This is a genomic window from Actinophytocola sp., assembly GCF_035634895.1.
Classification (GTDB): Bacteria; Actinomycetota; Actinomycetes; order Mycobacteriales; family Pseudonocardiaceae; genus Actinophytocola.
In genome coordinates this window covers 1-24385 of sequence record NZ_DASQCC010000056.1, presented here as the reverse complement: position 1 = coordinate 24385, position 24385 = coordinate 1, and the positions used below count along the sequence as shown (strand labels likewise).

The 24385-nt window shown below is 67.7% G+C and carries 22 protein-coding genes, 1 tRNA gene and 1 pseudogene; 10 read left to right on the top strand and 14 right to left on the bottom strand.

From position 1 onward, the window contains the following. Position 1: 1 nt before the first annotated feature. Positions 2-805 (bottom strand): oxidoreductase, encoded by an 804-nt coding sequence (locus VET29_RS08215; RefSeq protein WP_324916930.1) that lies wholly within the window; start codon positions 803-805, stop codon positions 2-4. Positions 806-879: 74 nt separating this feature from the next. Between VET29_RS08215 and VET29_RS08210 the strand changes: the two genes are divergently transcribed. From VET29_RS08210 to VET29_RS08200, 3 genes are all read left to right on the top strand, one after another. After that, positions 880-2079, top strand: a complete 1200-nt coding sequence (locus tag VET29_RS08210) for a DUF445 domain-containing protein (protein ID WP_324916927.1) — start codon at positions 880-882, stop codon at positions 2077-2079. A 1064-nt stretch (positions 2080-3143) separates the two neighbouring features. After that, positions 3144-3686, top strand: coding sequence for an IS66 family transposase (locus VET29_RS08205; protein ID WP_324917030.1), 543 nt, complete (start codon positions 3144-3146; stop codon positions 3684-3686). Between the two features lie 273 nt (positions 3687-3959). Next, positions 3960-4835 (top strand): hypothetical protein, encoded by an 876-nt coding sequence (locus VET29_RS08200; RefSeq protein ID WP_324916924.1) that lies wholly within the window; start codon positions 3960-3962, stop codon positions 4833-4835. Positions 4836-4851: 16 nt separating this feature from the next. On the opposite strand, the pseudogene VET29_RS08195 reads toward VET29_RS08200, so the two are convergent. From VET29_RS08195 to VET29_RS08165, 7 genes and pseudogenes are all read right to left on the bottom strand, one after another. Beyond that, positions 4852-5195: pseudogene (locus VET29_RS08195) on the bottom strand (IS66 family transposase); the annotation flags it as partial. Between the two features lie 124 nt (positions 5196-5319). Further along, positions 5320-6753, bottom strand: coding sequence for an MBOAT family protein (locus tag VET29_RS08190; protein WP_324916921.1), 1434 nt, complete (start codon positions 6751-6753; stop codon positions 5320-5322). A gap of 39 nt (positions 6754-6792) precedes the next feature. Continuing rightward, positions 6793-7752, bottom strand: a complete 960-nt coding sequence (gene rlmB / locus VET29_RS08185; protein ID WP_324916918.1) for a 23S rRNA (guanosine(2251)-2'-O)-methyltransferase RlmB — start codon at positions 7750-7752, stop codon at positions 6793-6795. 4 nt (positions 7753-7756) lie between these two features. After that, the gene (gene cysS / locus VET29_RS08180) at positions 7757-9139 is read right to left on the bottom strand and encodes a cysteine--tRNA ligase (RefSeq protein ID WP_324916914.1); all 1383 of its coding nucleotides are present in this window, start codon (positions 9137-9139) and stop codon (positions 7757-7759) included. A 40-nt stretch (positions 9140-9179) separates the two neighbouring features. After that, entirely contained in the window at positions 9180-9659 is a 480-nt protein-coding gene (gene ispF, locus VET29_RS08175; protein WP_324916911.1) for a 2-C-methyl-D-erythritol 2,4-cyclodiphosphate synthase, read from the bottom strand. Further along, complete coding sequence (locus VET29_RS08170; RefSeq protein WP_324916907.1) at positions 9656-10315, bottom strand: IspD/TarI family cytidylyltransferase; 660 nt, start codon at positions 10313-10315, stop codon at positions 9656-9658. The genes ispF and VET29_RS08170 overlap by 4 nt, the downstream gene beginning before the upstream one ends. Positions 10316-10355: 40 nt before the next feature. Further along, positions 10356-10847 (bottom strand): CarD family transcriptional regulator, encoded by a 492-nt coding sequence (locus tag VET29_RS08165; protein ID WP_075129788.1) that lies wholly within the window; start codon positions 10845-10847, stop codon positions 10356-10358. A gap of 282 nt (positions 10848-11129) precedes the next feature. On the opposite strand from VET29_RS08165, the gene VET29_RS08160 reads away from it, so the two are divergent. Both VET29_RS08160 and radA read left to right on the top strand, forming a co-directional pair. Next, the gene (locus VET29_RS08160) at positions 11130-11861 is read left to right on the top strand and encodes a hypothetical protein (protein WP_324916899.1); all 732 of its coding nucleotides are present in this window, start codon (positions 11130-11132) and stop codon (positions 11859-11861) included. 31 nt (positions 11862-11892) lie between these two features. Beyond that, on the top strand, positions 11893-13269 hold the full coding sequence (radA, locus tag VET29_RS08155) for a DNA repair protein RadA (protein ID WP_324916896.1): 1377 nt from the start codon (positions 11893-11895) through the stop codon (positions 13267-13269). 541 nt (positions 13270-13810) lie between these two features. On the opposite strand, the gene VET29_RS08150 is transcribed toward radA, so the two are convergent. The 6 genes from VET29_RS08150 to VET29_RS08125 form a co-directional block, all read right to left on the bottom strand. Next, positions 13811-14881, bottom strand: a complete 1071-nt coding sequence (locus VET29_RS08150; RefSeq protein ID WP_324916893.1) for a CU044_5270 family protein — start codon at positions 14879-14881, stop codon at positions 13811-13813. Further along, entirely contained in the window at positions 14874-15470 is a 597-nt protein-coding gene (locus VET29_RS08145; RefSeq protein ID WP_324916890.1) for an RNA polymerase sigma factor, read from the bottom strand. Before VET29_RS08145 ends, VET29_RS08150 begins: the two co-directional genes overlap by 8 nt. Positions 15471-15507: 37 nt before the next feature. Further along, the gene (gene otsB / locus VET29_RS08140; protein ID WP_324916886.1) at positions 15508-18036 is read right to left on the bottom strand and encodes a trehalose-phosphatase; all 2529 of its coding nucleotides are present in this window, start codon (positions 18034-18036) and stop codon (positions 15508-15510) included. A 114-nt stretch (positions 18037-18150) separates the two neighbouring features. After that, complete coding sequence (locus tag VET29_RS08135) at positions 18151-19602, bottom strand: trehalose-6-phosphate synthase (RefSeq protein ID WP_324916883.1); 1452 nt, start codon at positions 19600-19602, stop codon at positions 18151-18153. A gap of 96 nt (positions 19603-19698) precedes the next feature. Then, positions 19699-20067, bottom strand: a complete 369-nt coding sequence (locus tag VET29_RS08130; RefSeq protein WP_324916880.1) for a hypothetical protein — start codon at positions 20065-20067, stop codon at positions 19699-19701. Between the two features lie 87 nt (positions 20068-20154). Continuing rightward, positions 20155-20568: an OsmC family protein gene (locus VET29_RS08125; protein ID WP_324916877.1), complete on the bottom strand. Its 414-nt coding sequence runs from the start codon at positions 20566-20568 to the stop codon at positions 20155-20157. Positions 20569-20699: 131 nt separating this feature from the next. Here VET29_RS08125 and VET29_RS08120 point away from each other — a divergent pair. The 5 genes from VET29_RS08120 to VET29_RS08100 all read left to right on the top strand — a co-directional run. Then, positions 20700-20772 (top strand) — tRNA-Thr (locus VET29_RS08120). 416 nt (positions 20773-21188) lie between these two features. Continuing rightward, a complete protein-coding gene (locus VET29_RS08115; RefSeq protein WP_324916874.1) occupies positions 21189-21824 on the top strand; it encodes a peptidoglycan-binding protein in 636 nt (211 codons plus the stop codon). A gap of 111 nt (positions 21825-21935) precedes the next feature. After that, a complete protein-coding gene (locus tag VET29_RS08110) occupies positions 21936-22301 on the top strand; it encodes a YciI family protein (RefSeq protein WP_324916871.1) in 366 nt (121 codons plus the stop codon). Beyond that, positions 22298-23482, top strand: a complete 1185-nt coding sequence (locus VET29_RS08105; protein WP_324916868.1) for an RNA polymerase sigma factor — start codon at positions 22298-22300, stop codon at positions 23480-23482. The genes VET29_RS08110 and VET29_RS08105 overlap by 4 nt, the downstream gene beginning before the upstream one ends. Positions 23483-23718: 236 nt before the next feature. Beyond that, on the top strand, positions 23719-24385 hold a 667-nt coding region (locus VET29_RS08100), incomplete at its 3' end, for a cytochrome P450 (RefSeq protein WP_324916865.1).

The following is a 24385-nucleotide window of genomic DNA, read 5'->3' as shown; positions in this document are numbered from 1 at the left end:
ACTAGCCGATCGAGTTCAGCTCCGCGACCGCGTCGGCAGGCAGTTCAAGGTCCGCGGCAGCCATGTTCTGCCGCAGGTGCGCGACCGACGACGTGCCCGGGATGAGCGCGATGGCCGGCGACCGCTGGAGCAGCCAGGCGAGCGCGACCTGGTGCGGTGTGGCGTCCAGGCGCGCGGCGACCTCGGTCAGCGTCTCCGACTGCAGCGGCGTGAACCCACCCAGCGGGAAGTACGGCACGTAGTCGATACCCTCGGCGGCGCACCGGTCGACCAGCGGGTCGTCGGCGCGGTTGGCCACGTTGTACAGGTTCTGCACGGTGACGACGGGGGCGATGGCCTGCGCGGCGGTGAGCTGGGCGTCGGTGGCCTCGCTGACGCCGAGGTGGCGGATGAGCCCCTGCTGCTGGAGCTCGGCGAGGGCCGTGAACTGCTCGGCCAGCGGCTCGTCCGGGGCGTGCAGCCGCAGGTTGACGACGTCGAGGACGTCCACGCCGAGGTGGTCGAGGTTCTCGTGAACCTGTTTGCGCAGGTCGTCGGGCTCCATGGCGGGAATCCAGCTGGCGTCGTCGCCGCGCCGGGCGCCCACCTTGGTGACGATGGTGAGGTTGTCGTAGGGGTGGAGGGCCTCGCGGATGAGCTCGTTGACGACCGTGGGTCCGTAGAAGTCGCTGGTGTCGATGTGGTCGACCCCGAGCTCGGCGGCCGTGCGGAGGACGGCGAGCGCCTCGTCCCGGTCCTGAGGCGGACCGAACACGCCGGGCCCGGCGAGCTGCATGGCGCCGTAACCCATACGGTTGATTTGCATACCTCCACTATCCCTCCCGGAGCCGCCGGATCGAGAGTGCCGCCTCCGGCCGGGTCCGCGATACTGACCGGTTTATGTGGACCGAGTTCGTCACGCACTGGCAGGTGTACCTGTCCATGCCGGTGGTGGCGGCCGTCATCGGCTACCTGACGAAGCGCGCGGCGATCGAGATGATGTTCAGGCCGGTGGAGTTCGTCGGGATACCGCCCTTGCTGGGCTGGCAGGGCGTGGTGCCACGCAACTCGGCACGGATGATCGCGGTGGCGGCGGACCTGCTGACGGCGAAGCTGGTGGACCCGAAGGAGATCATCCAACGCCTGGACCCCGACCGCCTGGCCGCGGAGCTGGAACTGCCGCTGCTGGTGGCCGCCGACGAGACGACACGCGAGGTGCTGGCCGACCAGGGCCTGTGGCGCAGCCTGCCGCCGATCGGACAGGAGTTGGTGATCAAGCGGGTTCAGGCGGGCATCCCCGACCTGGTGGCCCGCGTGATGGCCGAGGTGTCCGGGAACATCCATGAGGTCCTGGATATCAAGGAGGTGGCGGTAGCGGCGTTGCATCGCGACAAGCGGGTCCTGCTGAAGCTGATCCGTGACATATCGCGCCCGGAGATGACGTTCATCGCGCGGTGCGGTGTCTATTTCGGACTGTTTCTCGGCCTGGTGCAGACAGTGGTGTGGGCACTGACGAAGTCGCCGCTGGTGCTGCCGCTGTTCGGTGCGGCGATAGGCTGGTTCACCGACTGGCTGGCGATCAAGTTGGTGTTCTTCCCGCGCGAGCGCCGCAGGATCCTGGGCGTACTTCCCCTGCAGGGCGTCTTCCAACGCCGAAGGGACGAGGTGGCCAGACAGTACGCGACGGTCGTGGCCCGAGAGGTGATGACGGTCCCGAACCTGGTGACCGCGATACTCAACGGCCCACGCGCGGACCGGCTGAGAAGCATGATCCGCGAGACGGTGGAAAAGGCGATCGAGGAACAGGCGGGAATGGCCCGCTCGCTGCTGGGCCCCGCCCGTTTCGCCACTCTGAAGAGGACGGCGTCGGAACGAGCAATCCGTTACCTCCCAACAACAATGCTGGTAGCCGAACACTACGCGACAACCGCACTGGACATCCGCGACACAATCGCGACGAAGATGCGCCGCCTGACCCGCGTGGAGTACGAGGGCCTCCTGAGACCGGCATTCCGCCAGGACGAGTGGAAACTGATAGCGGTGGGCGCCGCAATAGGCGCAATAATCGGCGAACTACAGGTCATCCTGCTACTGCACTGACAAGTGCCTTGACGGAAGCCACGAAGCATCAGTCTCATCCGTCCAGGCGAACATAGTCACAGCTGCACCCGCACGACTAGCTACGCCCTGGACGTGCATCCAGCGACGCGGCAACCGCTCACGGAGAAGGATCTCCGCCTGCCGATGTGCCGATACGCCTAGGATCACCCGCGTCGTTAACCCTATCGACGTTCCCCCCTCTCCGAAACCGACATTGAGTATCTACTAAGCCTAGGCAGGTTCACCCAGTCGGGTGAGGGCAGCGGCAACAGCCCGGTGGTTTTGCGCACCGCCATCGAGCGTTACCGAAAGTGTGCCAAGGACCAGCAGATCCTGTCGTTCCGGACAGCCGTGAGGCAAAATGAGGGGTGACCTTTGGCTACGCATAGTAGTCCAAAAGGGGCAGTATAGAGAAAATTGTTCCCCATTTGGGCGCGGACCCCCCGTTCAGGATGCGTGGATGGTAGCGCTAAAGTTTTGCCGCGTTGCCATTTGGTTACGTAAACGCCAGTCTAGTTGCGTCGAGCATCAGGTTGGTGATTTTCATCTCACCCCGTCGGTTTACAGGAAAATGAATTTTTCGCATTCTACTGCTGAATAGTATTGGAGGATATCACCATGAATAGTCATCTTGGCGGCGGAGGCGGCGAAGAGGGCAGTTGATGGCCCGGGGCCGTCTGCAGAATTCATAAAAATGCAGGCGGCCCCGCGTTGCTCGCGCGTGTGGTGGAGTTTGCAGGTGGCGCTGGCGCGCAACGTGATCGGATGATCGCCGAGTAGGGTGAGTGGATTGCGACGTTGGAACGCCGGTTGGGGCACGATCCGTCAAATTCATCGTGCCTACCATCCTTGGATGTATCGTGGGAGAATAAGCTGGCCGAGAAGCTCATTACGGAGTTGGTCGGACCGCAACCCGGTAAGCAGCTGGGTGCTTCCTCATCAACACGGTCGTTGATCGATGATCCGGACGAGATCGTGGATGCTTGAGCTGGAGTGTTTGTCGAGTTTGTGCGTCATCGCCGGCCAAGGCGCCGGTCGCGGGACGTGAGCGGCGGCCGGACTTGATGTGTCCACCGGGTTCCCGCCGGTATCCGGAGCCGCGCCGCTCAGGAACTGGAGAAGCGGTTCCTGGCCCACATGCGAGTGGTGTTGCCACCGTGCCGATGTTGTGCACAGACGAGACCTGCGGCCGGGCCGCGGGTGCCTTGACGCATGTGCACGTATTGTGTACCGAATACCGGACCCTGATGGATGTCGATGGCCGGACCGAAGATGACATCGATGCCGGCGGCGTCTTCGCCGAGCGCTCAGGTGTGCTGGCTCATGACGGCTATGCCGGCTGCGAACATGTCACCCAGGTGCTGCACGCCTGGTGCGGCGCCCATCTGCTGCGCGACCTCCGCGCAACTGTCTTGATGTCGACCCACAGGGAACAAACTCTGGGCATTGGGCATGGCCAACACCATCCTCAACGCCCGCACGCCCGAGCAAGGGTGGCGGGGTCGAGGTTGTCGCCGCCGCCTTCAGTGTCGGAATCGACGAATGCCGAAAAAGGTCGTCAAATACGGTCGATGGCGCCGCTCTGCAGTCGGAAGCCTGTCATTTGACCTTTTATCGCTAGAGTTGCCGTTGCAGATGGCCAACCGTCGGAAATTCCGGCAATTGACACGAAGATCTATTTAGTGAAGTGCATGTACAACAAGGTCATCGGGTTGCATTAGCGAACGCCGCAGAGGACTACTGTTCGTATACTGCGGTGTGCTGGATAATTCAGCTGAGCGTGGCGCGTCGACCTCTAGTTAGATACGAGAGGTTCAGGGCGGCCCTGTGCTTCCCGATCCAGCGCGCTAGATCCTGTGTCGGGTCGGAGGTGTTGTTCCATGTTGAAAAGCTTCGTCTCCTGGCTTGATGACTACCTAGCTGGCGAAGACTCGACTGCCATCGTGAAGTCGATCATAGGAATCATGAGTTTCGCAGCACTGCTCGGCGTCATTCTAGGTAACATCGCAATTAAGCTTGGAGCGCTCATTGTCGTGATTTTTCTAATCCTTGCCGTTATGCTCTTGCTTCTGACTGACAGGCGGCGAATCAATAACGAAGCAGACATGCACAGGCAACTGCTAACGCGCTACTGTGACTTCATTTGGGAGGAGTCGACGAAACCCGCGGCTATAGTCAAGCGTTGGAAGCAAGTCGTCTCGGTGGCGCCAAATGGCGATGTCAAAGAGTCTATCAATCTTCACATCGTTGTACTGCATGACGAACTTTATTTTATGCGCTTGTGGTCTAGTCCTGCCTGGGACCAGCCGCCCAGATTTAGGCATCGCGTGAAGGTTAAAGTTAGAAGCTTGTCTATTTCGGGTGGACGTGGGCCGAGATGGGCTGTTACTTCCTCGTGGACGCATCGCGGCAAGCTTCATCTTTTCGCTCACCTTCACTCACCAGTACCAAAGGGTGCCGAGTTGCAGATTGAGATTATTCGCGATTGGCCAGGGAAATGTTTGCCCCTAATTCGTCGGAGTCCGGACGAATTCACCTTCCGTTTCAGTCCTGCTATGACTATAGCGGAGGCGTTCTTCGTTGTAATTTTGCCAAAAGGAGAAGACGCATACTATGAGCCCGTAGGGTTCCATGAGCCATGTAAAGACTACTCAGTCGCACGAAGTAGTAATGGTGATGACAGGGTAGAGATTGCGCTGAGAATCAAAGACCTACCGCCCGACTGTCGAATCGGCATGCGTCTTGAGCTTAAATAGATGGGCGGGGTCGTAGCTATTCAGCTGGTATGAGCGCTGATGGTAACCGGGCGCCGGTGGTGAAGAGTTCGCGGAGTATGTCGAGTTGGTTGAGTGCCTATTTGGTGGCGGTATCCGGGTAGGACTAGAGGTCGGCGAAATTGGCGAGTCAATGGGGGGTGCGCCAGGCGTATGCTGGATCTTTGACTGGGCGGATGGCTCGTTCGGAGGTGTTGTTGATGAACGGCACGGTCAGGTCGGCGGCGAAGCGGAGGATCATGTCCTCATAGCGGCGGAACCGGGGACTCAGCGTTCTTGTGTCAGTGGCGAGTGAGCTGCGTTGCCCTTGTTGTCGGTCTCGCTTCGGGTCAGCGCACCGCGGGTAGATCAGGCCGGTCTCCAGCCCGCCAGACGTCAGGGAGCGGCGAGAGCCGACGAGAACGCCGAGCAACGTTCCCGCAGTTCAGCGGCATCAACGAGGCCCGATACTGAGCCGGGTCGGGCATCAGAACTGGTAGTACAAGAAAGGGCTGAAGGTGCCCGTCGCTACCAGAATAGCGGCGTACAGCAGGCCCACGGTCATGATGGTGATGCGTAGGGCGGTGGCCGGTTTGCTGCGGGAGGACTCCAGCAGCGGCCCGGTGACCGGGTGAGCGGGGAGAAAAACAATCGCCAGTGCGCACAACAGGATCACCAGGCGTTGGTTGGTGAAGGCCTCCGCGACGATGTCCGTCAGGCCGGTGAAGTCGGGCAGCAGCATGTGTCCGATCATCGTCAGGGCGTGGGCCAGGTCCGGTGAGCGGAAGAAGACCCAGCCCACGATGACCAGCAGCAGAGTCAGGGCTCGTCGGGCGACACGGTGGTTCCGCATCGCGGGGGACTCGTCCAGGTGGAAGCCTCGTTCGATGATCAGTAGGGCGCCGTGGTAGAGGCCCCAGACCAGGTAGGTCCAGTTCGCGCCGTGCCAGAAGCCGGTCAGTACGAACACCGTGAACAGGTTTCGGTACGTCTTGGCCGCGCCGTGGCGGTTGCCGCCCAGGGGGATGTAGACGTAGTCGCGGAACCATCTTGACAGGGACATGTGCCAGCGGCGCCAGAACTCCGTTACCGTCATCGAGGAATACGGTCTTGCGAAGTTCTCCGGTAGGCGGAAGCCCAGCATTCTTCCCAGGCCGATCGCCATGTCCGAGTAGCCCGAGAAGTCGAAGTACAGCTGCAACGTGTACGTCAGCGCGCCCAGCCACGCTATCGCGAAGGTCATCTTGTCGCCGGGCGTCGCGAAGCAGGCGTTCACCAGCGGGTTCAGTGAGTCCGCGATGATGACCTTCTTGCACAGCCCCAGTGCGAAACGGGGGAAGCCCGCCGCTATGTCATCGAGGCGATGCGTTCGCTCCTGCGGCAGCTGGTCGGCTATCTCCCGGTACCGGACTATGGGGCCCGCCACCAGCTGCGGGAACATCGATATGTACGTCACGAACGACACCGGATGGCGTAGTGCGGGGCGTTCGCCTCGGTAGATGTCCACCACATAGGAAATGTTGTGGAACGTGTAGAACGAGATGCCGATGGGCAGCAGCAGGTGCGTGACGGGGAAGTCGCCGCCGAACAGCTCGGCCAACCCGTTCAGCTGTTCGGTCATGAAGCCCAGGTACTTCCAGATCACCAGTGAGCCCACGTTGAAGCAGATCACCGAGACCAGCAGCACCCGTTTGCGCCGGACGGCCAGCGCCCACTCGTCCGGTTCCAGCCACTGACCCACGACGTAGTTCACCGCGATCGTGACCAGCAGCAACAGTGTCGTCGCGCCCGCGCCCACCGCGTAGAAGATCAGCGACGCCACCGCGATGATGCCGTTTCGCCAGTGCCTCGGCGCCGCCAGGATCGCGCCAAGCACCAGGGGCAGGAACAGCCACAAGAACAGCGGGCTGGCGAACGACAAAGCTGACCTCCCCCGACCAGTGGCTCACATCAGGCCGGACTACGTGCGGCCGGCCACTCGCCGCCGCCTCGACACCTCCGCCAGTACCACGCCCGCGGCGACCGAGGCGTTCAACGACTCCACGCCCGCCGACATCGGAATGGACACCGTCTCGTCACACGTCTCGCGGACCAGGCGGGACAGCCCTCTGCCTTCCGAGCCCACGACCACCACCAGCGGGGACGTCGCCAGCGACAGGTCGTCCACCGTGACCGAGCCGTCAGCGTCCAGGCCCACGATCATCAGGCCCTCGGCCGCGTACTGGCGCAGCACCCTGGTCAGGTTCGTCGCGATCGCCACCGGGATCTTCGCCGCCGTGCCCGCCGACGTGCGCCACGCGACCGCGGTGATGCTGGCCGACCTGCGCTGCGGCAACAGCACGCCGTTCGCGCCGAACGCCGCCGCCGAGCGGATCACCGCGCCGAGGTTGCGCGGGTCCGTGACGCCGTCCAGCGCCACCAGCAGCGGCGGTTCCGTCGAGTCGTGGGCGAACCTCAGCAGGTCGTCCGGGTGGGCGTACTCGAACGGGGGCATCTGCAGCGCCAGGCCCTGGTGCAGTGCGCCGCCCGTCAGACGGTCCAGTTCCGGCTTGCTCACCTCCAGTACCGAGATGCCCCGGTCCGCCGCCAGCCGGACGGCCTCGGTCACCCGATCGTCCGCGTCGACCCCCAGCTGCACGTACAGCGCGGTCGTCGGGACCATCGCCCGCAGACACTCCACCACCGGGTTGCGGCCCGCGACCAGTTCGGCTGTCGGCTTGTCCCGCGCGGAGCGGCGTTGCTGCTGCTGCGCGGCCTTCACCGCACGCTTCTGCGCCGGGTGGCCGGGGCGGATCGACGCGCGCGGCGTCGGTCCCTTGCCCTCCAGGCTCTTCGCCCGCTGCCCGCCGGAGCCGGTCACCTGCCCCTTCTTCGTCCCGGGTTTGCGTATGGCGCCCTTGCGCCGGGAGTTGCCCGCCACCTGCTCAGCCGTCCTTCAAAGTCCACTGTGGACCGTCGGGGGTGTCCTCGACGGAGATGCCCGCGGCCAGCAGGCGGTCGCGCACCGCGTCGGCGGTCGCGAAGTCACGGCCGGCGCGTGCGGCCTGCCGCTGCTCCAGCTGCTCGGACACCAACGCGTCCAGCGCCTTCTGCGCGCCGTCGTCCACCGTGGACGACGGCCACGCCAGCGGGTCAAGGCCCAGCACGCCCAGCTGCGCACGTACGGTCGCCGCCGCCTCCAGGGCGGTGGCGGAGTCCTCCTCCAGGGCGGTGAAGCCCTGGCGCACGGTGTTGTGCACCACCGCGAACGCCGCCGGCGTGCCCAGGTCGTCGTCCAGCGCCGCCGCGAACTCGGCGCCCACCGACGACCCGAGCGGCACCGCGCCCACGCGCGCACCGACGCGCTGCACGAACGACTCCAGTCGCTGGTACGCCCGCACCGACTCGTCCAGTGCCGCCATCGAGAACTCGATGGTCGACCGGTAGTGCGGGGCGACCAGGTAGTACCGCAGCTCCTGCGGCCGGTACTTCTCGACCATCGACGGGATCGACACGACGTTGCCCAGCGACTTCGACATCTTCTCGCCGGCCATCCCGACGATGCCGTTGTGCATCCAGAACCGCGCGAACGGGTCGCCGGCCGCACGTGACTGAGCCAGCTCGTTCTCGTGGTGCGGGAAAACCAGGTCGTGTCCGCCGCCGTGGATGTCGAACTCCGCGCCGAGGTACGTCAGGGCCATGGCCGAGCACTCCAGGTGCCAACCCGGCCGGCCGGGACCCCACGGCGTCGGCCACGACGGCTCGCCCGGACGCGAGCCCTTCCACAGCGTGAAGTCCCGCGAGTCGCGCTTGCCCTCGGCCGCCGACTCGCCCTGCTGCACCTCGTCGAGCTTCTGCCCGGACAGCTCGCCGTAGGAAGGCCACGACCGGACGTCGAAGTACACATCCCCGGCCGCGGCATAGGCGTGGCCGTCGTCGATCAGCCGCCGCATCAGCTCGATCATCTGCGTGACGTGCCCGGTCGCCCGCGGCGCGATCGACGCCGGCAGGCAGCCCAGGGTCTCGTACGCGGCTTCGAACTGGCGCTCGTAGGTCGCCGACCACTCCCACCACGGCCGGCCGGCCTCGCTCGCCTTGCGCAGGATCTTGTCGTCCACGTCGGTGACGTTGCGCACGAGCGTGACGTCCAGTCCCTGGTGCGCGAGCCAGCGCCGCAGCACGTCGTAGTTCAGCGCGCCCCGCATGTGTCCTATGTGCGGCGGGCCCTGCGGTGTCGGCCCACACACGTAGATCGACGCCGTTCCGCTGCGGACGGGATGGAACTCCCGCACACTCCGGCTCGCGGTGTCGAACAGGTGGAGGCTCACGGCATTACTACTTTCGGGAGACGTTGGCTAGGGACAAAGCCTAGCCGCGCGGAAAAAGGCATGCGGTGGCAACCGCCGCGACGCCCTCTCCGCGCCCGGTCAGCCCGAGGCCGTCCGTCGTGGTGCCGGACACCGATACCTCGCCGCCCGCGGCCGTGGACAGGGCTTTCTGTGCCTCGGCACGCCTTTTGCTGATCTTGGGTGCGTTGCCGATGACCTGCACCGCGGCGTTCCCGAGCCGGTAGCCGGCCGCCTCGACCCTGGTGCGCACCTCGGCCAGCAGCTCGACTCCGTGCGCACCCGTCCAGCGCGGGTCGCCGGTGCCGAACACCGACCCGAGGTCACCCAGACCGGCGGCGGACAGCAGCGCGTCGCACAGCGCGTGCGCGGCGACGTCCCCGTCCGAGTGGCCGGCGCAGCCGTCGACGCCCTCCCAGAGCAGCCCCGCGATCCAGCACTCGCGACCGGCCTCGACGGGGTGCACGTCCGTGCCGATGCCGACCCTCGGCGTCGTCGTCATCGTGCGGCCACCGCCTCGGCCACGGTCAGGTCGAACGGGGTGGTGATCTTCATCCCGGCCACGTCACCCGGCACGGTGAGCACCGGCACGTCCACCTTCGCGGTGAAGTCGGCCAGGCCACCCGTTTCCACGCACGCCCGGCGCAGCACCTCCACCTCGAAGCCCTGCGGCGACTGGAGGGCACGCAGTCCGGTGCGGTCGGCCGTGCTCAGGACGACACCGGTGGCGTTCACCCGTTTGACCGTGTCCGTGACCGGCAGCACGGGGACCACGGCCGGGTTGCCGGCGCCCACCGCGTCGGCGACGGAACGTATCTGCGCGGGCGGGGTGAGCGCCCTGTCGACGTCGTGCACGAGCACGATCTTCGCGTCCGGGATCAGCGTGAGCGCGGCGGACAGGGCGAGTCGCACCGACGCGGTACGGTCCTCGCCACCGGCGACCACCGACACGGCGTCGAACGAGGCCAGTGCCCCCGACACCGGCGCGATGTAATCGGGTGGGGCCGCAACGACAACATGCCGCACGCAACCCGCCGAGAGCAGGCTACGTACGGCATGTGTGACTAGTGGCAAGCCATGGAGCGACACCATGACTTTGGGTCCGCCTGAACCGAGGCGCTCACCTCGCCCCGCAGCGGGGACGAGCGCGACCGTCACAGTGGACTCGTTATCTCGTTGTGTGCTGCTGCTCAGACGCTCAGACCGAAGCCGTGGCGAGGACCTCGTCGAGGATGACCTCGGCCTTGCCCTCGTCAGTGCCTTCAGCCAGTGCGAGCTCACTGACCAGTATCTGGCGTGCCTTCGCAAGCATGCGCTTCTCACCGGCGGACAAACCGCGATCCTTCTCGCGCCGCCAGAGGTCGCGCACCACTTCGGCAACCTTGTTCACATCGCCCGAGGCGAGCTTCTCGAGGTTGGCCTTGTACCTTCTCGACCAGTTGGTCGGCTCCTCGGTGTGAGGAGCACGCAGAACATCGAACACCCTGTTGAGGCCCTCTTGACCGACGACGTCCCGAACACCCACGATCTCGGCGTTGTCCGCGGGGACGCGTACGGTGAGGTCACCCTGCGCAACCTTGAGGACGAGGTACTTCTTCTCCTCGCCCTTGATCACGCGGGTCTCGATGGCTTCGATGAGTGCGGCACCGTGGTGCGGGTAGACGACGGTCTCTCCGACCTTGAAAACCATGTGTCCTCTGCCCCTTTCGCTGCCTCCATCTTAACACGAGCCGCGCTAGTGCCGTAATGGGCCCTGGATCGATTGTCGCAGGTCAGCGGCTCGGTATGGGTTCGGTTAGGGGGTTGACAAAGCGGCAATGACCGTGCTTGCCGGCATTTGCCGGTCGGACATGATCACGAATTGCCGGCGTCCGAATTGGAGTGCCGGGCGGCCGGGTTGACCACTCCGAGGTGATGGCGAGGGCTGGCGCTAGTCTTCCCGCGTAGTAGGCAGGCCCGAGGAAGGACCGCGATGGTGAGCCGTGAGACGACCCGACCGCTGCGCAAGCTGCTGCCCGCGGTGGCCGTCGGGGTCAGCGCGCTGCTCGGAGTCGTCGGCTGCGGCGCCGGCCAAGTCGCCCAGACCGCGGAGATGGAACCCGCGGTGAACGGCAATATGGCCCAGGTCGGCAAGCTGGTGCTGCGGGATGTCAGGGTCGCGTTCCCGGACGGCGGCAAGGCGTACGCGGCCGGCGAGGACGCGCCGCTCGTGCTCACGATCGCCAACACCGGCGCGGACGACGACGAGCTGGTGGGCGTGACCAGCCCGGCCGGCACCGTGGAGATCGTCGGCACCGCGAAGATCCCCGCCCGCTTCGCGCTGCAGGTGGTCCGTCCCGCCGACAACCCGAACGCGCCGTCCTCGGAGCCGTCGTCGGAGACCTCCGAGACCTCGAAGACCTCCGAGTCCTCCGCGTCGGAGACCACCGGCGCGCAGCCGCCGACCTCGACGGGCGAGCCGCCCTCGTCGGAGACTTCGGCGCCGGTCGTGACGACGACCGAGGACCAGACCCCGGACGTGGTCGGCACGATCAGCCTGGTGATCACCGGGCTGACCGGTGACCTGCCGTTCGGCAAGACCGTGCCGGTGACGTTCGAGTTCGCCAAGGCCGGCAGGGTCACGGTCTCGCTGCCGATCGGCGCCCCGACCACGGCGCGGGCCGACAACCGCGACGACGACATGGTCGAGGGCGAGGGTCACTAACACTGTCGGTGCCCGCCGCTAGGTTGGCGGCGTGGCGAAGAACGTGCGAACCAAGCCCGGCTACCGCTGTGCGGAGTGCGGCAACGAGTCGGCCAAGTGGTACGGCCGCTGCCCCGAATGCCAGGCGTGGGGCACGGTCGAGGAGGTCGGCGTACCCAAGGCCGCGCTGGCCAAGATCGTGGCCGGCGCGCCGAGTTCACCCGCCCGGCCGATCGGCGAGGTGGACGTCGAGGCGGCCAGGGCGCGGCGCACCGGGGTGTCCGAGCTGGACCGTGTGCTGGGTGGCGGGCTTGTGCCGGGCGCGGTGGTGCTGCTGGCCGGCGAGCCGGGCGTCGGCAAGTCGACGCTGCTGCTGGAGGTCGCGTTCCGCTGGGCGGCGCGGGACGGCGCGTCCTCGCCCGCGCTGTACGTGACCGGCGAGGAGTCGGCCGGGCAGGTGCGGCTGCGCGCCGAGCGCACCGGCAACGTGCACGAGGCCATGTTCCTGGCGGCCGAGAGCGACCTGTCGGCGATTCTGGGGCACATCGACGCGGTGGATCCCGGGCTGCTGGTGGTCGACTCGGTGCAGACACTGTCCACGACCGTCGTGGAGGGGACGGCCGGCGGCGTGACCCAGGTGCGTGCGGTGACGGCGGCGCTGGTGGCCGTGGCCAAGGAGCGTGGTCTGCCGGTGGTGCTGGTCGGGCACGTCACCAAGGACGGGGGCATCGCCGGGCCGCGCGTGCTGGAGCACCTGGTGGATGTCGTGCTGCACTTCGAGGGCGACCGGCACTCGACGTTGCGCATGGTCCGCGGGGTCAAGAACCGGTTCGGGCCTGCCGACGAGGTGGGGTGTTTCGAGCTGGTCGACGACGGGATCCGCGGGGTCGCCGATCCTTCCGGGCTGTTCCTGAACCGGCGGGAGCAGGGCGTGCCGGGAACGGCCGTGACGGTGATGGTGGAGGGAAAGCGGCCGCTGGTGGGGGAGGTGCAGGCACTGGTGTCGCGGTCGGCCCTGGCCACGCCGCGGCGGGCTGTGTCCGGGTTGGACTCGGCCCGCGTCGCGATGGCGTTGGCCGTGTTGGAGCGGCGGGGCGGGATTCGGCTGTCGGACCAGGACGTGTTCGCGGCGACCGTCGGCGGGATGCGGATTCACGAGCCCGCGGCAGACCTGGCGTTGATCTTCGCGGTGGCTTCGGCGGCGCGCGGGCAGGCGCTGCCCGCGGACATCGTGGTGCTGGGGGAGGTTGGGCTGGCCGGGGAGGTGCGGCGGGTGCACGGGGTGAAGAACCGGTTGGCCGAGGCGGCCCGGTTGGGGTTCACCCGCGCTCTGATTCCGCCGGACTGTGAGATTCCGGAGGGGGTGCGGGCTCGGATCTGTCCGGATCTGGGGACCGCGTTGGATGTGTTGGCGGCTGTGGCTTCTTGATTCGTTTGTTGGGTGGGTTGAGGGGACCGGGGCCGGGGTGGGCCCGGGGTGGGGAGGCCTGGGTTGGTTAGTGGGGTGAGTGGGCAGGGCCCGGTTGTGGGCCGTCTGCGGTTGGCCCTGGCTTGGCTAGTGGGTTGGTTTCGGGCGGGGAGGTTTGGGTGGTGCGCGTGGTGGGCCTTGGCTTGGCTCGGGGTTGGGCGGAGGCGGTTGTGGGGGTTGTGCGTGGTCCTGGTTTGGCTAGTGGGTTCATTTGGGTGCGGGTGGTTGGGTCGTGCCTGGTTGGCCCGGTTTGGCTGGTGAAGCAAGTGGGTGGGGGCGGTTGCGGGCTGTAGGTGGTTGGCCTTGGCTTGGCTAGTGGCGGGTTGGGCGGAGGTGGTTTCGGGGGTTGTGCGTGGTTGGCCTCGGTTTGGTTAGTGGGGTGGTGGGCGAGGGCTGGTAGTGCGTGGTCCTGGTTTGGGTGTGGCTGGGTTTGGGGCCGTGCCTGGTTTGCCCGGCTTGGCTGGCGGGGCGAGCGGGCGCGGGCGGTTGTCCCTGCTGGGCCTTAGGGCTTCGTGCCCATGCTGTTCACTATCGCGGTGGTTACCGACGTGTACTCCATTACCGTGCCGGGGGGGATGTTGTCGTGGCCGGCTTCGGCGATCTCGCGTTCGCCGATGAACTGGCCGGTGGCTGGGTCGATGATGACGTCGTGGCGTAGGCCCTTCGCGCTGACGCCGAACGCTGTGCCCTTCTTGCCGTCGAGGTTGGCGACTTCGTCGGTGATCTGTAGGTTCGGCACCTTCGCGAGTACCCGGTACAGGGCGGCGCGTAGGTCGGCTGGCACCAGGCCGCTGCGCAGGATGTCCGCCACGTAGACGACCATCTCCAGGCTCTCGTCCCGGCCGCGGCCCGCGGTGTCCTTGTGCAACCGGGCGTACAGCTGGTCGGGGTCCCTCGGCAGTGCTGCCATGAACTCCTCGTTCGGGACCTGCCAGCTGCCGGGGGACGCGCAGGGTGTGCGGCCCTCGTCCTTGGCGAACCAGTCGCCGCAGGGGGCTCGCCACTCGCCCTCCGGCCATTCTGACCCGTCGATCCGCATGCCGTCGGCCTTTGCCTCCGACTCGGTGCCGGACACCCATTTTCTTGCGCCGGTCACGTCTCGGCGCCACAGCCAGTCCTGCTTCTCATCTGCCGGGACCCACGTCTCCAGCAGGTTCTCCGCCAGGTAGGAGTACCTGTCCATCGACGCCATCCACCACGCGTGTGTGGCGATGTAGCGGTACTGCCCCGGCCCCAGCGGCTCGTCGACACTGTTGATCCGGTTCGCCGCGGAGTTGAGCTGGGAGATGGCCGCGGCGCTGGGCACGTTGTCCTCGAACTGGACGGTCTGCACCACGAGAACACTTGCCGTGATCGCGGTGACGGTGCCGGCCGCCGCGGCCCACCAGCGCCAGCGGCGGCGTGGTCGGTCCGGGACCTCCTCCACCCGGGCGCCTGCCGCGATCAGCAGCTCCGTCCGGGTGCGGGCGAGGGTCCGCTCGTCCGGGGACTCCTCGGCCCGGAGTGCGGCGAGGGCCTGGTCCAGCTCGTCCTCGGACCACATGGCTCGTACGTTGTCCTGCCTGTCAGGCACGGCCGCCCTCCTCTCGGTATGAGGGTGCGTTGGCCCTCAGCCACTTGCGCACCCGGTGCAGCCGGGACCGGACGGTGCCGACCGGGATGTCGAGCGCGTCCGCCACCTCGGTCGAGTCGAGGCCGGCCCATGACGTGAGCAGCAGTACGTCCCGGTCGCCGTCCGACAGCGCCGCCACGGCACCGGCCAGCCGTGCGGCCATCGCGGCCGCGTCCAGGCGGTCCGCGACCCTTGTCTCGTGGCTGGCCTCGTCGCCCGGCCCGTGTCCCGCCGACCTGGCCGCGGCCTGTAGGCCCCGCACCTCCTGCCGGACCTGTCGGCGCAGCAGGTTCGTCGCGATGCCGTACAGCCAGGAGCGCACCGCGCCCCGCCTGGGGTCGTAGCTGTGGCGCTGGTTCAGCGCGACGAGGAACGTCTCGCTCACCAGGTCATGCGCGTTCTCCGTGCCGACCCTGCGGGCCAGGTACCTGTGCAGGGGCCGGGCGTACGCGTCGAAGAGCCGGCCGAACTCCACTGCCGGTTCGGGACCGCCGAGATACGGGCGGTCCTTGTCGGCGGGCAGCGGTTCCGGCTCCCGTCGCGCCATCATCCTCACATCAGCTGTTGCCCGAGGACGATGCCGGCGTTCACCGCGACAGCAGCTGTGCGCACCTGATCAGGCCGAGATGCGAGTACGCCTGCGGGTGGTTGCCCAGCGACCGCTCCGCGATCGGGTCGTACTCCTCCGGCAGGAGACCGGTCGGGCCGGCGGCGTCGACGATCTGCGCGAACAGGTCCTCCGCCTCGGTGCGCCGGCCGGTCAGCAGGTACGCCTCGATCATCCACGCCGCGCACAGGTGGAAACCACCCTCGTCGCCCGGTAGGCCGTCGTCGCGGTGGTAGCGGTAAACCGTGGACCCGCTGCGCAGCTCCGCCTCGGTCGCCGTCACCGTCGCCTGGAACCGGTCGTCGGTCGGGTCGAGCAGGCCCACCATGCCGATCAGCAGGGTCGCCGCGTCCAGGTCGGTGCCGTCGTAGGCGGTGGTGAAGGACTGGATCTCGTCGTTCCAGCCGTTGGTCAGCACGTCCTCGGCGATCGCGTCACGCAGGCCCGGCCACGTCGGCTCGACCTCCCGGCCGTAGGTCTCCGCCAGCTTGACGGCGCGGTCGATCGTCAGCCAGCACATGACCTTCGAGTACACGTGGTGCCTCGGCCGGTGCCGTTCCTCCCAGATGCCGTGGTCCGGCTCGTGCCAGCGGCGCGACACCGCCTCGGCCATCGCGCACACCATGCGCCAGTCGTCGTCGGTGAGCTTCCCCCGGGCCTCGGACAGTGCGGCCACGAGGTCCACGACCGGGCCGAACACGTCCAGCTGGACCTGCTGGTTCGCCAGGTTGCCGACCCGCACCGGTCGCGACCCGGCGTACCCGGGCAGCGTGTCGATCACGGCCTCGGCCGGCAGTGTCGTGCCGGCGATCGTGTACAGCGGGTGCAGCAGCTCGGGGCCGGGCAGGGTGGTCAGCACGCCGTGCAGCCAGCCGAGGAACTTCTCGGCCTCGGTGATCGAGCCGACCGAGACGAGCGCCTTCGCGGTCATCGCGCCGTCGCGCAGCCAGCAGTAGCGGTAGTCCCAGTTGCGGACGCCGCCGATCTCCTCCGGCAGCGAGGTGGTCGCCGCGGCCATGATCGCGCCGGTCTCGTTGTGGCACAGGCCCCGCAGGGTCAGTGCGGACCGGGCGACCAGGTCCTTCTCCACCGGCGGCAGCGTCAGGCCGTCGAGCCACTCCGTCCAGTACCGGGCCGCCCGTGCGGCGCGGTCGGACTCCGGCACGTCGTGCGGGTCGAGGTCGTTGGTGCCGCACCGCAGCTCCAGCACGACCGGCTGGTCCTGCGTCGGCCGCACGACCGCGCGTGCGGTGTCGTGCATGCCGTCGGAGTTGATCTCCCACTGCACGCCGGGCGCCCGCAGCACGACCGGGTCGGACGTGCCGAGCACCCGCAGCCCGTCGGCGGACGGGATGAGCCGGACCTGGACCTGCGCGAACTCCGGTCGCGGCGCGAACTCGACCACGGCAGGCGCGCTGCCGGAGATGCACCGGACCAGGTCGGTGCGGTGCGGCAGGACGTAGTGGTCGAGGTAGTCGGTGACCAGCAGACCGGACCAGCGGGTCTCCGCGGTCATGGTCCCCGGCAGGTACCGCTGGCCCAGTGGCAGGCCGCCACGCTCGGGCCGGATCGAGAAGTGCCCGGCGGACGGGCCGCCCAGCAGGTCGGCGAACACGGCCGCGGAGTCCGGCTCCGGGTGGCACAGCCAGGTCAGGCGCGCGTCCGGCGTCAGCAACGCCACGGACCGCTCGCTCGCGAGCATCGTCAGGCGCTCGATCGGCGCGGCCTGGTCGCCGTACAGCCAGTTGCGGCGCTCCTCGAGCAGGAACGCCAGCACCATGCCGACCTGCACGGGGTCGCCGATGCGGAAGCCCGCGAGTGTCTCGCCGTCGCCGACCTTGACGCCCAGGTCCGGCCCGGACAGGCGGGCGAACGCCTTCTCGTCGGTCACGTCGTCGCCGACGAACACCGCGGCGGTCGCGCCCAGCTGGTGGCGCAGCGTGTCGAGCGCGAGGCCCTTGTCGGTCTGGACCACGGCCAACTCGATGACGGCCTTGCCCTCGGTGACCTGCACGCCATCCCACGTGCAGGGCCCCTGGCGGACCGCCTCGTTGACCCGCTCGGCGACGTCGGGCGCGGCGCGGCGGGTGTGCACGGCGATGCTGGCCGGCTTGACCTCGAGCTGGACGCCCTCGGCGCCGTCGGTCAGCTCCTCCAGCGCGCTGTCCAGGCGCCGGTGCAGGTCGCGGGCCTGCGGGTCCAGCGCGTGCACGAAGCCGATGTCGAACTCCGAGCCGTGGCTGCCGACCAGGTGCACCTCGGCGGGCAGGCGGGACAGCGTGGCGAGGTCACGCAGCGCCCGCCCGGAGATCACGGCGGTGGTCGTCTCGTGCAGCGCGGCGAGCGAGCGCAGCGCCCCGACCGACTCGGTCATCGGGCGGGCCTGCTCGGGGTTCTCCACGATCGGCGCGAGCGTGCCGTCGTAGTCGCAGGCAACCAGCAGACGCGGGGTACGCGCGATCTGGACGATGGCCCTGCGCAGCTCAGCGGGCAGCGCCTCAGCGGTCATGGTCACGGTCGTCTTCGACTCTCTGGCGACGGGGCGTGTGCGACTCAGGCTGGCACACGGTGGCAGAGCGGAACTGTATCGCCCGTCGAAGCGCGAGATGCCCGGTGTCCGTGATCAGGTCAGCTGCTGGTCCGGCTGCGGTTGGAGCGCGTCCAGGAACGACCTGGCCCAGCGGTCGACGTCGTGGGTGAGGACCTGCCGGCGCAGTGCCCGCATCCGCCGCCTGCCCTCGGCCGGGTCGACCTCCAGTGCGGCCTCCATGGCGTTCTTCACGCCGTCCAGGTCGTGCGGGTTGACGAGGAAGGCGCTGGTCAGCTCGGCCGCCGCGCCCGCGAACTCGGACAGCACGAGCGCCCCGCCGAGATCGTGCCGGCAGGCCACGTACTCCTTGCACACGAGGTTCATGCCGTCGCGAACCGGTGTGACGAGCATGACGTCCGCGGCCGAGAAGAACGCGGCGAGCTCCTTGCGGTCGATCGACTGGTGCAGGTAGTGCACGACCGGATGCCCGACCCGGCCGTGCTCGCCGTTGATCCGGCTCACGACCTGCTCGATCTCGCCACGCATCCGCTGGTAGTGCTCCACCCGCTCGCGGCTCGGCGTCGCCAGCTGCACCATCACGACCTCGGTCGGGTCGATCCGGCCCTCGTTGAGCAGCTCCTGCAGCGCGTACAGGCGGACGTCGATGCCCTTGGTGTAGTCGAGCCGGTCCACGCCGAGGATGATCTTGCGAGGGTTGCCCAGGTCGGCCCGGATCTGTCTCGCTCGCTGCGTCACCTCGCGGCTGCGCGCCATCGAGTCCAGGCCGCCGGCGTCGATCGAGATCGGGAACGCGCCGACCCGCACGCTGCGGTCGCCGACCTGCACCACACCCGGCCTGGTCCGCACCCCGACCGCGCCGCGGCTGGGCTCCAGGCCGATGAGCCGGCGCACCAGCCACAGGTAGTTCTGCGCGCCGCCGGGCCGGTGGAAGCCGACGAGGTCCGCGCCGAGCAGGCCCTGGATGATCTCCCGTCGCCACGGCAGCTGCATGAACAGCTCCGTCGGCGGGAACGGGATGTGCAGGAAGAAGCCGATGCGCAGGTCGGGGCGCTGCTCGCGGAGCATGGCCGGCACGAGCTGCAGCTGGTAGTCCTGCACCCACACGATGGCGTCGTCGGCCGCGATCTGGGCGACCGCGTCGGCGAACCGCTTGTTCACCTTGACGTAGGAGTTCCACCAGACCCGGTCGAACACGGGCGGGGCGACCACGTCGTGGTACAGCGGCCACAGGGTGCCGTTGGAGAAGCCCTCGTAGTACAGCCGCACCTCGTCCGAGGTGAGCATCACCGGGTGCAGCCAGATGCCGTCCTCGGTGAACTTGTCCACCTCGACGTCGGCGACACCCGGCCAGCCGACCCACGCGCCGCTGTTGCGTTGCAGGAACGGCGCGAGTGCGCTGACCAGGCCACCGGGGCTGTGCTTCCACCGTTCGGTCCCGTCGGGCAGGCGCTCCAGGTCCACGGGCAGCCGGTTGGCCACCACGATGAAATCCGCCCCGCCGCTGTTGCTGATCTCGGTGCTCACGCCGAGCGTGCCTCCTCGTTACGAGTCGGCTTCTGACATTAGTCAACAATTCGCGGGCGTGCGTGCTGGCGAGAGCGCGGTAACACACGCATTACCTCAGAAATACGGGTTGTAGATCCACTTCGTGCACCAGACCGGGGCGTCGTCGCGCCGGAAGACCACGCGCACCGCCCACAGCGGGCGGACCGTCTCGATGTCCAGGTGGCCGGCGGGCTCGGTCCTCGGTGTGTGCGCGATCACCTCCGAACGGGTCGTGTCGTAGCCGGTCCCGGTCTCGTTGCGGTGCTTGAACTCGAACCGCGCGACCGCGAGCTTGCCCGGCCGCGGCGCGAGCAGGTTCACGTAGACGGGGTCGAGCCCGTGACTGTCGCGCCACTCGCCGCTCCAGTACACGGTCAACCCGCCCGCGGACTTCGTGAGGGCGAACGAGGCCGCCAGTGGTTTGAGCACCTTGGTGCGAGTCATGCGTCCCCAGCCTGGCTTGAGCTGCCTTCCAGCAAGCCAAGGCTAGGGACGCTCAGTGCTCGCCGGTACGAAGTTTCACACGCAGTTTCACGCGATCGTGGTACTGACTTCCGTCCCCAGTTCCACTGTGCGACTGACCGTGCACAGCCGGTCGTGTGACAGCTTCACGGTCCTCGGGAGCAGGGTCCGCGCCTCGTCGCCGGCCGGGCCCTCCGGGAACGCGACGTCGAACGTGACGTGCAGGTTCGTCATCCGATTGCCGTCCTCGTGGTCCGACACCTTGTCCCCGCTCACGGTGACCGTGAACCTCGTGGGCTCGGCGCGCCGGCTCGTCACCGTGTCCGTGTCCATGGACGTGCAGGCGCCGATGGCCGCCAGCAGCAGCTCGACCGGGGTGAAGTCGTCGCCGCCGACGGGCAGCGTGCCGCCGCGGGCGTTGGTCACCACGTACTGTCCCGTCGACACGCGGTCGATCCGCACCGACCTCGAGGAGTCCGTCATGCGTGCCACGGTAGCCGCGGGACGGCTCCCTGGCCCTGACCGCCGGGGTGGTGTCGGGGAGTACCCGCTCCGACCGACACGCCGTGGCCTCCAGTAGCGGTGTCCTAGGATGATGGCGGCCTCCGGGCCACGCCGGCATAGCTCAATTGGCAGAGCAGCTGTCTTGTAAACAGCAGGTTTGGGGTTCGAGTCCCCTTGCCGGCTCAACCCTGGGTGCTCCCTCCTCGCGGAGGGCGCTCGGATTTGGGTTTCGCGAAATTTTGGGGGGCCGAGCCCCCCAGACCCCCCACGGTGCGGTTGGCGTCTGACCCGGCGTGGCGTCCGGGGTGGCGTCTGACCCGGCGTGGCGTCCGGGGTGGCGTCTGACTCGGTGTGGCGTCCGGGGTGGCGTCTGACTCGGTGTGGCGTCCGGGGTGGCGTCTGGCCCGGTGTGGCAGCCGGGGTGGCGTCTGGCCCGGTGTGGCGTCCGGGGTGGCGGGGTCTGCTCTTCCATTCCTTTCTGCTCTGTCCTCTTTGGTTTGGTTCTCCTTCGCTGATTGAGCAACCTTGGGTGGGGGTGGCCGTCTTTGTATGTGAAAGGGTCCGGGTGTGGTCCGGAATTCTCTGGGGAGAGATCAACCATGAAGAAGATTGTGGTTTCTGCTGCCGTTCTTGCGGTGCTTACCGGTGGTATGACGACCGCCGTCAGTTTTGCGACCATGGTGCCGGCGTCGGCGTGTCCCGCCAGTGACAAGTCCGAGGACCTCGCGCGCCAGCTGCCGCAGGTGAACCACGGCGACAAGGGCAAGCACGTCCTTGCGCTGCAGCTCGCGCTGCGCCAGGAGGGGTACACGTACCTGAAGGGAACCGGCACCTACGCGGCCGAGACGCTGCGCGCGGTCAAGGACTTCCAGCGCAAGCACCACATCAGGGCGAGCGGCATCGTCGGCTCGAAGACGTGGCAGGCGTTGGTCGGCAGGAAGTCGACGAACTTCACCGGCGGCCAGATGCACGTGGTGCCGGTATTCTCTTTCCAACCGGGTGAGCGCAACAGGCACAAGTTCAGCGAACTCTACAGCTTGCTCACGCGAATTGACCCGTACCTCGACCAGCTCAACGGCTATTCCGGTCCCTCGGACGTCTACGGTCCGGAACTGCAGAAGATGGTTCGCGACTTCCAGAAGCGCGCCGGGATCAAGGCCAGCGGCATCGTGGGCCCGAAGACCGTGTCCGCCATGAACGAGGCCGTCTCGGTGGCCGGTCGCTGGGGCTGCTGACCGGCCACCCGGTCACTAGATTCCTCCGCGGCAGATGTCGAGACCCGTGGCGTGGTTCCGACCCACTGTCGAACCGCGCCGAACGGGCGCCCGGCAACGAGGAGCAACATCGTGAAGTACCTCCTGATCATGCAGGTCAACCCCGCCGTCATCGAGGCGCTGACCGAGGAGGAGAACAAGCTGATCATGGACGGCCACGGCGAGTTCATGAAGGCCACCCAGGACTCGGGGGAGTTCCTCCTGACCCAGGCGCTGGCCGACCCCGCCAACAGCAAGGTCGTCCGCGGCGGGACCACCCCGGCGGTCACCGACGGGCCGTTTCTCGAGGCCAAGGAGTTCATGGGCGGCTTCTACCTGATCGACGTCGAGAGCGAGGAGCGTGCGGTCGAGCTCGCGAAGCTCATCCCGGACACCAGGATCAAGGGCCTCGCGATCGAGATCCGGCCGGTGATGCTCTCCTCCGGCGCCGATCTGTGAGTCGTGCGGTCGAGGACCTGCTGCGCCGCCTGGCGCCGCGGGTCCTCGGCACGCTCGTCCGCCGGCACGGGCAGTTCGACGCCTGCGAGGACGCCGTGCAGGAGGCGTTGCTCGCGGCGTCGGTCCAGTGGCCGGCGGAGGGCGTGCCGAGGGAGCCGGCGGGCTGGCTGGTCACGGTCGCGGGCCGGCGGCTCACCGACCAGTGGCGCAGCGAGGCCGCCCGCCGCCGGCGCGAGTTGGCGGTGTCGACCGAGCCGGCGCCAGAGGAGGACGTGGCCAAGCACGTCGACGACACCCTCAGGCTGCTGTTCCTGTGCTGCCACCCGGAGCTGTCGCCGCCGTCGCAGGTCGCGCTGACGCTTCGCGCGGTCGGCGGCCTGACGACCGCGGAGATCGCGAACGCGTTCCTGGTGCCGGAGTCGACGATGGCCCAGCGCATCAGCCGCTCGAAGCAGAAGATCAAGGGCCACGGCTTCCCCGAGGGACCGGAGCGGCTGCCGGCAGTCCTGCACGTGCTGTACCTGATCTTCAACGAGGGCTACAACGCCACCTCCGGGCCCGACCTCCAGCGCGTCGAGCTGACCGAGGAGGCGATCCGCCTGACCCGGGAGGTCCACGCGCTGATGCCGGCGGACGGCGAGGTCGCGGGACTGCTGGCGCTGATGCTGCTCACCGACGCGCGCCGGGCCACCCGCACCAGCCCCGACGGTGCCCTGGTCCCGCTGGCGGAGCAGGACCGCACGCGCTGGGACCGTGCCCGCATAGCGGAGGGTGTCGCCCTGGTCAGCCGCACGCTGGCGGAGTCCGCGCCGGGGCCGTACCAGCTGCAGGCCGCGATCGCCGCAATCCACGACGAGGCGCCCAGCACGGAGGCGACGGACTGGCGGCAGATCCTGGTCCTGTACACGATCCTGGACCGGATGTCGCCGAACCCGATGGTCACCCTGAACCGGGCGATCGCGACGGCCATGGTCCAGGGGCCGCGCGCTGGCCTCGACCTGCTGGCGTCACTGGACAAGGACAGGCGGGTGGCCGGCCACTACCGGCTGGACGCGGTCCGCGCCCACCTGCTGGACCTCGCGGGCGAGCACGAGCAGGCCCGCGAGCACTACCGGAAAGCGGCGAAACGGACGTTCAGCCTGCCGGAGCGCGAGTACCTACTGCGGAAAACCTCAGGGTAAAACCGGGGTTCACCGCAATGTGCCACCCGCCCGACCCGGCCTAACGTCGTGGTCGTGGACATCGGGAAGTGGCCGGATGCCGACCTTCCCCGTCCGTCAGAAGATTCACAAAATTGTGAAAAGATGCCGGGGGAACCGCGAGATGACGGTCCGTTTACCACTACGGGCCATCCGGACCAGGCCGCGACCTGGGCGGCTACTCTCGCGACCGGTGACTTAGTAAGGGGGGTTCGGTCATGGTGAGCCTGCGTACGAGGTTCATGACCTGGGCGACGCGCATATACCTGGCGCGTGCGTCCAAAAAGGGCTTCGACCTGTCGAAGATGGCGCTGCTGCCCGATTCGGCCCTGATGCCGCTCAAGCGCGACGGGCTGGACCCGATCCCGGAGCTCGGCGAGCTCCGCGACCGCGAGCCGGTGAGCAAGATACCCATCCCGTTCGGCGTGAACGTGTGGCTCGTCACAGGGTACGAGGAGGCCAAGACCGTCCTCAGTGACGCGAAGCGCTACAGCAACGAGTTCAAGAACCTGGTCGGCGAGCACGGTGCGTCGGCGAGCCACAGCCCCGGCGGCCTCGGCTTCGCGGACCCGCCGGACCACACGAGGCTGCGCAAGATCCTGACGCCGGAGTTCACCATGCGCCGGCTGTCCCGGCTGACGCCTGGCATCAAGGCCATCATCGACCAGCAGCTGGACGGGATGGCGGCCGTGGACGGCCCGGTCGACCTGGTCGAACACTTCGCGCTGCCGATCCCGAGCCTGGTGATCTGCGAGCTGCTCGGCGTCCCGTACGACGATCGCGACGACTTCCAGCGCCTGTCGATGGCGAGGTTCGACCTGTTCGGCGGCGCCACCGCGTCGCTGGGCGCGATCTCCGAGTCCCTGGCCTACCTGACCGAGGTGG